Origin of the sequence: Mycobacteroides franklinii, from assembly GCF_002013895.1 — a bacterium.
Lineage (GTDB): Bacteria > Actinomycetota > Actinomycetes > Mycobacteriales > Mycobacteriaceae > Mycobacterium > Mycobacterium franklinii.
The window spans coordinates 174,351-187,031 of record NZ_MAFQ01000005.1; the positions used below are offsets into that span (position 1 = coordinate 174,351).

The 12,681-nt window shown below is 63.4% G+C and carries 6 protein-coding genes and 1 pseudogene; 5 read left to right on the forward strand and 2 right to left on the reverse strand.

Going from position 1 to position 12,681, the window contains the following annotated elements:
• Positions 1-38: 38 nt before the first annotated feature.
• Together B4393_RS07730 and B4393_RS07735 are read left to right on the forward strand one after the other, a co-directional pair.
• Positions 39-8,081: pseudogene (locus B4393_RS07730) on the forward strand (amino acid adenylation domain-containing protein); the annotation flags it as partial.
• A gap of 14 nt (positions 8,082-8,095) precedes the next feature.
• Positions 8,096-8,770 (forward strand): methyltransferase family protein, encoded by a 675-nt coding sequence (locus B4393_RS07735; protein WP_078333965.1) that lies wholly within the window; start codon positions 8,096-8,098, stop codon positions 8,768-8,770.
• 17 nt (positions 8,771-8,787) lie between these two features.
• On the opposite strand, the gene B4393_RS07740 is transcribed toward B4393_RS07735, so the two are convergent.
• Both B4393_RS07740 and B4393_RS07745 read right to left on the reverse strand, forming a co-directional pair.
• Positions 8,788-9,210, reverse strand: a complete 423-nt coding sequence (locus B4393_RS07740) for a hypothetical protein (protein WP_413816140.1) — start codon at positions 9,208-9,210, stop codon at positions 8,788-8,790.
• Between the two features lie 26 nt (positions 9,211-9,236).
• Positions 9,237-10,112, reverse strand: coding sequence for a helix-turn-helix transcriptional regulator (locus tag B4393_RS07745; RefSeq protein WP_078280962.1), 876 nt, complete (start codon positions 10,110-10,112; stop codon positions 9,237-9,239).
• Between the two features lie 186 nt (positions 10,113-10,298).
• On the opposite strand from B4393_RS07745, the gene B4393_RS07750 reads away from it, so the two are divergent.
• From B4393_RS07750 to B4393_RS07760, 3 genes are read left to right on the forward strand one after another with little or no spacing between them, the layout of a single operon-like run.
• Entirely contained in the window at positions 10,299-11,180 is an 882-nt protein-coding gene (locus B4393_RS07750) for an alpha/beta hydrolase (RefSeq protein ID WP_078333632.1), read from the forward strand.
• Positions 11,181-11,185: 5 nt separating this feature from the next.
• The gene (locus tag B4393_RS07755; protein WP_078333633.1) at positions 11,186-12,121 is read left to right on the forward strand and encodes an alpha/beta hydrolase; all 936 of its coding nucleotides are present in this window, start codon (positions 11,186-11,188) and stop codon (positions 12,119-12,121) included.
• 27 nt (positions 12,122-12,148) lie between these two features.
• Positions 12,149-12,670 (forward strand): ester cyclase, encoded by a 522-nt coding sequence (locus B4393_RS07760; RefSeq protein ID WP_078333634.1) that lies wholly within the window; start codon positions 12,149-12,151, stop codon positions 12,668-12,670.
• Positions 12,671-12,681: the final 11 nt, after the last annotated feature.

Here is a 12,681-nt window from a genome sequence, read left to right on the forward strand (position 1 = left end):
GGGGTAATCGGGCCACCCTGGCGCTGCCCACCACTTCGGTGTCGATTCCGGAGTTGTTCGCCGAGCAGGTGGTTCGTGATCCGGAGGCGGTCGCGGTCAGTTTCGGTGACAGTGCGGTGACCTATCGCGGGTTGGATGAGGCATCGAACCGATTGGCTCACTTGCTGATTGCTCACGGTGTCGGTGCGGGGCAGCGGGTGGCGTTGTTGTTCTCGCGGTCGGTTGAGGCCGTGGTGGCGATCATGGGTGTGCTCAAGACCGGTGCGGCTTATGTGCCGATCGATCCGTCGGTGCCTGATGCGCGGTTGCAGTTTGTCCTGTCTGATGCCGCGCCGTTGGTCGCGGTGACCACCGCTGATCTGGTGGACCGGCTGGGTGGGCACGAGTTGGTGATCATCGACGTCGGCGATGTGCCGACCGGGGCCGACACTGCGGTCCGTGACGGCTCGCTGAACGTGGCGGCGCCGCGAGGCGATGATGTCGCGTACGTGATCTACACCTCGGGTACCACCGGTGCGCCGAAAGGTGTTGCCATTCCGCATCACAATGTGACGCGGCTATTGGAGGCAATCGACGCCGATCTCGAGCTCGTGCCCGGGCAGGCGTGGTCACAGTGCCATTCGTTGGCATTCGACTTCTCGGTGTGGGAGATCTTCGGCGCGCTGCTCCACGGGGGACGACTGGTGGTGGTCTCGGATTCGGTGGTGCGGTCGCCCGACCAGTTCCATACCCTGTTGGTCGATGAGCGCGTCAGTGTGCTGAGCCAGACGCCGTCCGCGTTCTATGCGCTGTTGTCTGTGGACGAAACCCGGCCCCAAGGTGAGCAGCTCGCATTGGAAGCGGTGGTGTTCGGCGGGGAGGCGCTGGACCCTCAACGTTTGAGCGGCTGGTTCCGTGACCACCCGGATTCTCCGCGATTGATCAACATGTACGGGATCACCGAGACAACAGTGCATGCCTCGTTCCGCGAGATAGCCGCTGCCGACGTGGACGATGCGGGCAGCCCGATCGGGGTCCCGTTGAGCCACCTGGCCTTTGCGGTTCTTGACGAGTGGCTGCAGCCGGTCTCGGTGGATGTGGTCGGCGAGTTGTACGTGGCCGGTGCGGGTTTGGGTTACGGCTATCTGGGGCGGGCGCCGTTGAACGCCGCCCGATTTGTGGCCTGCCCGTTCGGGGAACCGGGCACCCGGATGTACCGCACCGGAGACTTGGTGAGCTGGAGCTCCGACGGTCAGCTGCAATATCTGGGGCGCGCCGACGAACAGGTCAAAATACGGGGACACCGCATCGAACTTGGTGAAATCCAGTCGGTACTCAATGGTTTGGATGGTGTCGGACGGGCGGTCGTAATCGCCCGCGAGGATCGCCCCGGGGACAAGCGGCTGGTGGGTTACATCACCGGAAGCGCTGATCCCGTGCAGTTACGGGCCGCGCTGGCGGATAGGTTGCCGCCTTATATGGTGCCCGTCGCAGTGGTAGCTCTGCCGGACCTTCCGTTGACGGTCAACGGCAAGCTCGACAAGAAGGCTCTGCCGGCTCCGGAGTATCAATCCATCGATCAGTACCGGGCCCCGGCCAATCCGACCGAGGAAATACTGGCCGGAATCTATGCCCAGGTATTGGGCTTGGACCGTGTGGGCGTGGACGATTCATTCTTCGACCTGGGCGGGGATTCACTGCTGGCGATGCGTCTGGTTGCCGCGCTCAACCGGTCCATGGACGCGGGCCTTGAGGAACGTGCCGTGTTCGACGCCCCGACGGTCGCTCAGTTGATGCTTCGTATCGGTGGTGACGAAGGTCGGCTGGAGCCGTTGATCGCCGGCGAGCGGCCCGCGGTGATGCCCCTGTCGTATGCGCAAAGCCGGCTGTGGTTCATCGACCAATTGCATGGCCCATCGGCGGTGTACAACTTGGCAGTGGGACTGCGCCTGCAGGGGCTGCTCGATGTCGATGCGCTGGGCGTGGCATTCGCGGATGTGCTGGATCGTCATGAGAGCCTGCGCACCATGTTCCCGTCGGTCGACGGGGTAGCGCAGCAGCTGATCGTTCCCGCGGAGCGGGCCGAATTCGGCTGGGACGTCGTCGATGCCTCGGAATGGCCGACCGGCCGCCTGGACACGGCGGTCGCCGAATCCGCTCAGCACAGTTTCGATCTGTCCTCCGAGATCCCGATGAGAGCGCGGCTTTTTCGCATCTCCGAAGATGATCATGTGTTGGTGGCGGTGGTGCACCACATCGCCGCCGACGGTTGGTCCATCACGCCGCTGGTCGCCGATCTAGGGGTCGCCTACGCCAGCCGATGCGCGGGCCAGGCCCCCGACCGCAAGCCGTTGGCGGTGCAGTATGCGGACTACACGCTTTGGCAGCGTGCGCAACTGGGCGATCTCGAGGACAGCGACAGCCGTATCTCCCGGCAACTGGCGTACTGGGAGGACATGCTGGCCGGGATGCCCGAACGTTTGGCGATCCCGACCGACCGGCCTTATCCGTTGGTGGCTGACCAACATGGCTCCAGGGTAGACGTGGCATGGCCGCCCGAGATGCAGCAGCGAGTCAATCGTCTGGCGCGCCAACACAACGCGACCAGCTTCATGGTCATGCAGGCCGCCCTGGCGGTGCTGTTCTCCAAGCTCAGCGCGAGTTCCGATGTCGCGGTGGGCTTCCCGATAGCTGGTCGCCGTGATCCGGCGCTGGACGAGCTGATCGGATTCTTCGTCAATACCTTGGTGCTGCGGGTTGACCTCGCCGGAGACCCCACCGTTGCCGACGTGCTGGCTCAGGTGCGGGCGCGCAGTTTGGGTGCCTTCGATAACCAGGATGTGCCGTTTGAGGCGCTGGTCGAGCGCCTGAACCCGGCTCGGTCGCTGACCCATCATCCGCTGGTGCAGGTGATGTTCGCTTGGCAAAACGTCCCCGGGCAGATCGGTGATGCGCGCGGCGGGATGGCGCTGGCGGATCTGCAGCTCACCCAGCTGCCGCTGGATACGCACTCGGCTCGTATGGATCTGTCGTTCTCGTTGGCCGAGTCCTGGACGGAAGCGGGTGAGGCCGCGGGGATTTCGGGGACAGTCGAGTTCCGCACCGACGTGTTCGACGCGGGAAGTGTGCAGACCCTGATCGATCGGCTCTACCGGGTGCTCGAGACGATGACATCCGATCCGGCCCGGCCTTTGTCGGCGATCCAGGTGTTGGACGTGGACGAGCTGGCGCAGTTGGACGAATGGGGTAATCGCGCGGAGTTGGCGCGACACGTGGCCTCGGTGTCGATTCCCGCGTTGTTCGCTCGGCAGGTATCCCGCGTCCCCGCCGCGGTCGCGGTCAGCTTCGGCGACGGTCATATGTCGTACCAGGAATTGGATGAGTCATCGAACAGGCTGGCGCACCTGCTTATTGAATATGGAGTTGGTCCCGGCGAGCGGGTCGCGCTGCTGTTCCCGCGATCGATGGAGGCCGTCGTCGCGATCATGGGGGTACTCAAGACCGGCGCGGCCTACGTGCCCATTGACCCCACAGTGCCGGATGCGCGGCTGGAATTCGTGCTGTCCGATGCGGAGCCGGTCGTTGCGGTGACCACCACCGATCTGGCGGAGCGGTTGGACGGGTGTGGCGTGGTGGTTATCGATATCGATGATCAGGCTGTCAATGCGCGGCCCGCGAGCACCCCGCAGGCGGGCCTGACCGCCGACGACATCGCGTATCTGATCTACACCTCGGGTACCACCGGTGTGCCCAAAGGTGTTGCCATTCCGCATCGGAACGTGACCCGTTTACTGCTGGCCCTCGACGATGCCCTGGAGTTGTCGGCAGGTCAGGTGTGGGCACAGAGTCATTCACTGGCCTTTGACTTCTCCGTGTGGGAGATCTTTGGCGCGCTCTTGCATGGTGGTCGGCTGGTGGTCGTGCCCGAAGCGGTAGTGCGGTCTCCCGAAGAGTTCCATGCCTTGCTGGTGGATGAGCAGGTCAATGTGTTGAGCCAGACGCCGTCGGCGTTCTACGCCCTGCAAACTGTGGACGCAATGGGCACCGAACACGCCGGTCAGCTCGGTATCGAGGTTGTGGTGTTCGGTGGGGAAGCCCTGGAGCCGCAGCGTTTGAAGCCGTGGTTGGACCGTCATCCGGTGATGCCCCGGTTGGTGAACATGTACGGGATCACCGAGACAACGGTGCATGCCTCGTTCCGCGAGATCGTGGCCACCGATGTGGAGGGCTCGGTGAGTCCCATCGGTTCGCCGCTCGCTCACCTGGGGTTCTTCGTGCTCGACGGGTCCCTACACCCCGTACCCGCCGGTGTGATCGGCGAGTTGTATGTGGCCGGTGCGGGATTGGGCTATGGATATGTGGGCCGCACGGGTTTGACGGCCTCACGATTTGTGGCGTGCCCGTTCCTGGGCGCGGGTGCGGCGGGCCAACGGATGTATCGCACCGGCGATCTGGCGAGTTGGGGCATCGATGGGCAACTGCAGTACGCGGGGCGTGCCGATGAACAGGTCAAGATCCGTGGACATCGCATCGAGCTGGGTGAGATTCATTCGGCGTTGACCGCTCTGCCAGGCGTCGAGCAGGCAGCGGTGATCGCGCGTGAGGACCGGCCCGGTGACAAGCGCCTGGTCGGCTACATCACCGGCGTCGCCGATGCGGGCAAGATCCGCGCCCAGCTGGCCGAGTGTCTCCCCAGCTACATGGTGCCGGCCGCGGTGGTCTCCTTGACGGCGTTGCCGTTGACGGTCAATGGGAAACTCGACAAGAAAGCTTTGCCTGCACCGGAATACACCGATATTGATCACTACCGGGCACCGGCCACCCTGGTGGAGGAAATACTGGCAGGCATCTATGCCCAAGTTTTGGGCCTGGAACGGGTCGGCGTCGACGATTCATTCTTCGACCTGGGGGGCGACAGCATTTCGGCGATCCAAGTGGTGTGGCGGGCCCACGGTGCCGGGTTGCTCGGGCGACCACGGGATATCTTCGTGCAGCAGACTGTCGCCCGGCTGGCGCGGGTGGTCAGGATGGCCGATAGCGCCGATGGCGTGATCGATGAGGGCATTGGCCCGATGATCGCGACCCCGATCATGCGGTGGCTGAAGGAAATTGAAGGCCCGATTGGCGAGTTCAATCAGACGGTGGTCCTGCAAGCGCCCACGGGTGTCACCGAGGCCGCGGTTGTCATCATGTTGCAGGCCCTGCTGGATAGGCATGCGATGCTGCGGCTGCGGGCCGCCGCCGATGACACCGGCGGATGGTCGTTGACGGTGCCCGAGCCGGGGACCGTCAACGCTGCTGAGTGTCTACAGACGGTCGACGTTCTGTCCGATGAGGCAGTGGTGGCGGCGCGGTCGCGGTTGAATCCAGCGGCCGGGATGATGCTGAGCGGACTATGGGTGACCTCGACAAGCCAGCTCGTGCTGATCGTCCACCATTTGGCGGTTGACGGAGTATCGTGGCGGATTCTCTTGGAGGACTTGACCATAGCGTCGACACAGCTCCGTGGGGGACAGGAGGTGTTGTTGCCGCCCGCGGGAACGTCGTTCCAGCGGTGGTCCGAACGGTTGGCCGAACATGCACGTCACCCGGATGTGGTCAGCCAGGCTGGTGCCTGGCGGCAGGTGGGGTCGATCGCTTCGAGCTTGGCGGCACCGCAGCCCGACGAGGACACGTTCGCCACAGCCGGATACCTGACGGAATTTCTGGATGCCGAGACCACGCACATGTTGCTCGGCGAGGTGCCGGCTGCGTTCCATGCCGGTGTGCACGAGATCCTGTTGATTGCCTTTGCGTTGGCCTGGGCGCAACACCTGGGGACCGGTGGCGCCCCGATCGCCATCGATGTGGAGGGCCACGGGCGCCAAGAGGAACTGACAGGTCGGGATGGAGCTGGCGATCGCAGTGTCGATCTGTCGCGCACGGTCGGTTGGTTCACCACCAAATATCCGGTGTCTTTGGCAGTCGGGGGGCTGCGTTGGACACAGGTGGTGGCCGGAGACGCGGCCCTGGGTGCGGTGATCAAGGAGGCCAAGGAACAACTGCGGGCTCTGCCCGACGGCCTGACCTACGGTCTGCTGCGCTACCTCAACCCGGACGTGGATCTGCCGGAATCCGATCCGGCGATCGGATTCAACTATCTGGGCCGACTGGGCTCTCCGGCGGCCTACGCATCCGGAGATGTGTGGCGTTTCAGCCAGGATGGTCTGTCGTTGACCGGCGCTGCCGGGGCCATGCCCATCGCGCTGCCACACACCGTCGAACTCAACGCGGTGACCATCGACAGCGACACCGGGCCACACCTGAACGCCACCTGGACATGGGCGCCCACCGCGCTGGACCGCATGGCTGTCTCCCGGATCAACCGGCTGTGGTTCGACGCACTGGCGGGGATTTGCGCGCATGTGCGCAGGGGCGGGGGCGGATTGACCCCGTCGGATATCGTCCCGGCCAGGCTCAGCCAGCAGCAGATTGACGGGTTGCAGAGTCGATTCCCGGTCGCCGATGTGTTGCCGCTGACCCCGTTACAGCAGGGGTTGCTCTTCCACGCCGGCATCGCGAACAGTTCCGGTGATGACGTGTACGCGGTGCAGTTCGATATCGCGCTGAGTGGCACGCTCGACGTGGACCGCCTGCGCGACGCGGTGCAGGCCGTGGTGGCCCGCCATCCTCACCTGGCGGCTCGTTTCAGTGACCAGTTCGAGCACCCACTACAGATCATCCCCGCCGAGCCTGTGGCACCCTGGAGCTACGTCGAACTATCCACCGCAGCAATGGATTGCGATGTCGAGGAACAGATCGAACAGATCTGTATCGTCGAACGCGCCGCCGTCTGTGATCTCGCCGAGGAGCCGGCGTTCCGGGCTGCACTGATCCGCGTCGCCGACGACAGCTACCGGTTCGTGCTCACGAACCATCACATCGTGCTCGACGGTTGGTCGATGCCTATTCTCATGCAGGAGATCTTCGCCTGCTACCACGGGGTGCGGCTGCCTGCGGCGACGTCGTATCGCAGCTTTGTCACCTGGCTTTCCGAACGAGATCACGACGCTGCCCATGCCGTGTGGCGTGCGGAGTTGGCCGGATTCGAGACGCCCATTCTCGTTGGCCCGCAGCAGAAGTTGCAGTTCGGTCGACGCAGCGTCGACCGGTTCCGGGTGCCGGCGAAAACCACGAGGGCCCTTACGAAGTTGGCGCGTTCGCATCAGACCACTGTCAACATCGTGTTGCAGGGCGCGTGGGCATTGTTGTTGAGCTCGTTGACCGGTCAGGCTGATGTCGCGTTCGGTACGACGGTTTCGGGTCGTCCGGCCGAGGTGCTCGGTGCCGAATCAATGGTGGGTCTGCTGATCAACACCGTGCCGGTGCGGGCCACCTTTGCCCCGACCACCACCACGGTGGAGTTGTTGCGCCAGCTGCAAAGTGCCCACAACAACACCCTGGAACATCAGCACCTGGCGCTCAGTGACATCCACCGCATCAGCGGCCAGGAAAGACTGTTCGACACCGTCTTCGTGTACGAGAACTACCCGACCGACACGGGTACGTCCTCTGATATCAACGGGTTGGCGATCACCGGATTCAGCAGTCGCGACTACTACCACTATCCGATTGCCGTGCAGGCAGGGCCGGGTCGTGAGTTGGAACTTCGCGTCCAATACGACACGGATGTGTTCGATGCGGAAAGCATCGGGGAGTTGATCGAGCGGTTCAAGCAGGTGCTGATGGCCATGACCGCGCACCCCAATCGCCAGCTGTCGTCTCTGGATCTGGTGAATGGTGCTGGGCGAGACCGCTGGAGCGACTGGAGCAATCAGGCCGCGGTGCAGGCCAACGAAGTCCGCGATACCAACGGTGTCTATTGCCCCCCGGCCAGCTTGAATGAGCAGATCCTGTCCAGCATCTTCGCCCATGTGCTGGGCATGGATCGAGTCGGCGTCGACGAGTCTTTCTTCGATCTGGGCGGCAACTCGCTGGGGGCGATGCGTGTGGTCGCGGCGATCAACACGGCACTGGATGCCAATCTGACGATGTTGGCGTTGTTCGACGCGCCATCGGTGAGAAGCCTGGCACAGCAGTTAGAAAACACCCCGGCGCGGTGAAGACTGGAGGATTCGTGAAAGCCGTTGCGAGAGTTCTCGCGTTCGGGCTCGTTGAGCTGGCCGTGTTCGGCTCGGTGCTGTTCCTGCTGGCCGGGACAATCCACTATTGGCAGGCATGGGCTTTTTTGGTGGTGTTCGCACTGTCGACCTGGATCCCCACCATATATTTGCAGCGGGCGGACCCCGCGGCGCACCAGCGGCGCAAGCGCGCGGGTCCGGCGGCGGAAACCCGAGTGCTGCAAAAGGTACTCATCGGCGGATGGTATTTCTCACTGGCGGCGATGGTCGTGATCAGCGCCCTCGACCATCGCTTTGGGTGGTCCTCGGTGCCCCTGGTGATCTGTGTGCTTGGCGACGTTTTGGTGGCGATTGGGCTGGGTGTGACGAGCCTGGTGGTCATTCAGAACAGCTTCGCGGCCTCCACTGTTCGGGTGGAGGCGGGCCAGACCCTGGTTACCACCGGTTTGTATGGGCTTGTGCGCCACCCGATGTACACCGGCAATGTCATCACCATCATCGGGTTTCCGCTGGCCCTCGGGTCGTACTGGGGTCTGGCATCCGTCGTGCCCGGCCTGCTCGTGCTCATCGTGCGCATCGTCGACGAGGAGAAGCTGCTCGTGGATCAGCTGGATGGATACCGCGCCTACACCCAGACCGCGCGCTATCGCCTGATGCCCTACATGTGGTGACTGTCAGTCGTCGAGAGTCACGAAAACCATTGGGCGCGTAGGAACCCAGTCAGGAGAACCCCAAATCCGCCCACCTCGCCGAGGATGAGCAACACCATCGCCAGGTACATGCCGGCGCTGGGCTTTTCAAACTGATTGGTGGTATCGCGAAGTGCGCCGTGGGCGATGTAACTGGCGATGGCCGCGACGAAGAAGAAGACTAAGACCATTGCGGCGGTGAGGTTTACCCAGCTGGGCCACGCACTCAGTTCGACGAACACGGCCGTGAGTAAGGTCGCGAACGAATAGAGCAATGCTGCCCGATGCGCGGTGTCGACATACGGGTGCGCGAGATGGTTGGGACTGGTGACCATCTGGCGGTACTTCCATACGCCAAGTAGCAACGAGAGTAGGAAGATGAGCCCCGCCGCGAGCAGCGTCACCGCGGTGTCGGAACTCACTACATATCCGGTTGTGGTCACCTTCGTCATTCTGCCGTGGTCTCGGCCGCCTGTTCTCGCTGGGTGGCCGCCCAGCTGCCAAGAAGCTTGAGCCGTTCCGCTGTAGTGGAATTCGGCTCGGCAGTCATGACATACAGCATGATCCCGGGATCTGCGGCCACGTCCATGCGCTCGTAGGTGAGGTCAAGTTGCCCGACCGCGGGGTGATGGAGTTTCTTGGGGCCGGTGCGGTGGAAGCGCACGTCGTGTGCGCCCCAGCGCACGCGGAAATCGTCACTGCGGGTGGACAGTTCCCCGACGAGTTGAGTGAGCCCTTCGTCGTAGGGGTCTCGGCCCGCGGCGGTGCGCAGCATGGCCACGCAGTCGTCGGCATGCCGATCCCAGTTCAGGAAGAAGTCACGTGACGGCGTGGCCAGGAAGACGAACCGAGCTAGGTTCGCGGGGCGATCCTGCTGAGTGAACGCGTCGTGGTAGAGCGCTCGGCACAAGTCATTGGCAGCCAGGATGTCCAGGCGTTCATTGCTGACCCACGCGGGTGCGCCGACGACGGCATCGAGAATATGCAGGATGTTCGGCCGGACCTGATGCGCGGCGGGCCTGCGCGGGGTGCGGCGGGATGCCTGGGTTGACCGGGCCAGATCGAAGAGATGTGCGCGCTCTGCCTCATCGAACTGGAGAACCCTGGCCACCGCACTCAGTATGGAGTCGGAAACGCCCGCCAGATTGCCTCGTTCCAACCGGGTGTAGTAATCGGCGCTGACCCCGGCGAGCAATGCCACCTCTTCGCGGCGCAGACCCGGCACGCGCCGCTGGGCTCCATACACGGGAATGCCCGCCTGCTGTGGGGTGATCCGGGCCCGGCGTGATGTCAGGAAGTCTCGGATCTCCGCACGCTTATCCATGCCCTCCACCGTAAGGCGAGTGTGCGGGTTCAAGGGGGGTTTGCCAGTACCGGGGTTGAGTCCGCCCTGGATGACGATCGTCGTTCGGTGTTGAGTGGCAAGCACAGATGGGGGAACCATCCGATCAACGTGACGAGACGAGGAGTTCTTGTGAGCCCGGTTACTTTCCCGAATGGTCCAATCATTATGGCGGGCAATGTGTTCCTACCCCCTGACTTCGATGTCACAGGTAGTTATGCGGCGCTGGTGACGGTGCATCCCGGCGGTGGGGTCAAGGAACAAACCGCCGGTCTCTATGCGGCGAGACTGGCCGAGCACGGGTTTGTCACCCTGGCGTTCGACGCGTCCTATCAGGGTGAAAGTGGGGGAGATCCGCACCATCTCGAGGATCCGGACGCACGCGTCGAAGACATCCGGGCCGCTGTGGACTACCTGCAGTCCCTGGACTATGTGGACGGCGAGCGCATCGGTGTGTGGGGTATCTGTGCAGGTGGCGGATATGCCGTCACTGCCACCATGACTGATCACCGGATCAAGGCGCTCGGCACGGTGAGCGCCGCCAATATCGGTGCGTCATGGCGTCGTGGTTGGTACGGCACGGGAACCGATGCGGATGCGGTGGCGGTGCTCGATGCCGCGGCGCGCCAGCGCACCGCCGAGGCCGCTGGCGCAGATACCGCGTTTGCCGCCTATGTACCGGCGCACGTCGACGAAGACACGCCCCACGATCTGGCGCAGGCCAGTGAGTACTACCTGACGGCTCGCGCGCACCATCCCAACGCCGAGAACAAGTACGTGATGGCGAAGAGTCTGCCGAAGATCATCGCGTACGACGCCTTCCACCTTGTGGAGGAGCTCTTCACCGCCCCCGTCTTGATCGTTGCGGGTAGTGAGGCGGGATCATTGTGGGCGTCCACTGAGTTGCACGCGCGTGTCCGCAGTGACAAGAAACTGGTGGTCGTGGACGGTGCCACGCACATGGACTTCTACGACGTCCCGAAGTACGTCGATCTCGCTGTGGGGCAAGCTGTTCCGTTTTTCCGAACGAATTTGGCAAGGAAGGCATAAGCACCATGGCACTGGACAAGATTGAGCACGTCGCGATCAAGACGCGGTATTGGGATATCGCAGCCGACATCTACCTGCCACCGGGCTTCGACGAGTCCGCCACGTATCCGGCGATCGTCAGTGTGCATCCGATCGGTAGTTGCAAGGAGCAGACCTCCGGCAACATCTACGGGACTGCTTTGGCGGATGAGGGCTTCGTCGTCATTGCCTTTGACGCCAGTTTCCAGGGTGCCAGCGGTGGCCAACCACGCTTCATCGAGGACCCGGCGCAGCGGGTCAAGGACATCAGCCACGTAGTCGACCATCTGGTGACGCTGCCGTATGTCGACCAGAATCGGATCGGCATCATCGGTGTCTGCGGCGGTGGTGCCTACTCGATCAATGCGGCGACCACCGAGCGCCGCATCAAGGCCGTTGCGTCCATCACCGGCGTGAATTTCGGCCGTCTGATGCACGAGGCCTTCTCTGGCTACGACCCGATCGGCACCCTCGAAGCCATTGCCGCGCAGCGCACCGCCGAGGCGCAGGGTGCAGCGCTCAAGGTCAACAACCTGTTGCCCGCCGATCCCGCCGATGCGCAGAAGCAGGGCATCACCGAGATCGACGTCGTGGAGGCCACCGAGTATTACCGCACCCCGCGCGGTGAGCAGCCGCACGGCGCGACCAGCTCGTTGTTCTCGCATCAGGCGGCTGCCGTGGGTTGGGATGCCTTCAACCGGCTGGAAGTTCTGCTGACGCAGCCGGTCGTGATTGTGGTCGGTGACAAGCCGGGTGCGTTCGGTGCCTACCGTGACGGTCTGGAGGCGTACCGCCGGGCGGCCTCCAAGAACAAGGAACTCGTCGTGGCCGAGGGCTGGTCGCACTACGACCTCTACGACAAGCCGGAGCCGGTGGCACTGGCGTTGGCCGGGGTGATCCCGTTCTTCAAGAAGCATCTATAGGAGCAGCCGCCGGGGAATGATGTCGGCATGGAATCCGTCCGCGCCGAGCGGGAGAAGCTAGTCCTCGCTCACTTCCATGATGAGGTGGAACAGGATTGGGATGCGGTGTTGGCCACCTTCCCGCATCCGCGATACGAGCTGATCCCGCTCGGTGTCGTGTACGACGGTCGCGACGAGGTGCGGCAGTACTACATCGACACCCGGATCGCCTTCCCGGACCAGCGCCACGAAATGATCCGGCTGCGCCACACCGATGACGCGGTGGTCTGCGAGTTCTATCTCCTGGGGACGCACAAGGGGCCATTCGGCGCGGTGCCCGCGACGGGCAGCAGCTTCAAGGTCCGCATGACCGCATACTTCATCTTCGACGGCACCACCCTGGTCTGCGAGCGCATCTATTGGGATGTGCTGACCATGATCAAGCAACTTCTTGGTGGCCTGAACTTCGCCAGTCCGGCCAGTTACTTGGTCTTGGCGAAGGCTTTGTGGGGCGTGCGGACGCTGTCGTCGGCCGTGTCCGGCGATGAGGTCCATCGCATTGCGGACTGAAGCACCGCGGC

Bases quoted from the DNA above. Each gene is read 5' to 3' on its own strand.
- B4393_RS07745 (WP_078280962.1), bottom strand. From the start codon at position 10,112: ATGGATAAGCGTGCGGAGATCCGAGACTTCCTGACATCACGCCGGGCC.
- B4393_RS07750 (WP_078333632.1), top strand. From the start codon at position 10,299: ATGGCGGGCAATGTGTTCCTACCCCCTGACTTCGATGTCACAGGTAGT.
- B4393_RS07755 (WP_078333633.1), top strand. From the start codon at position 11,186: ATGGCACTGGACAAGATTGAGCACGTCGCGATCAAGACGCGGTATTGG.
- B4393_RS07760 (WP_078333634.1), top strand. From the start codon at position 12,149: ATGGAATCCGTCCGCGCCGAGCGGGAGAAGCTAGTCCTCGCTCACTTC.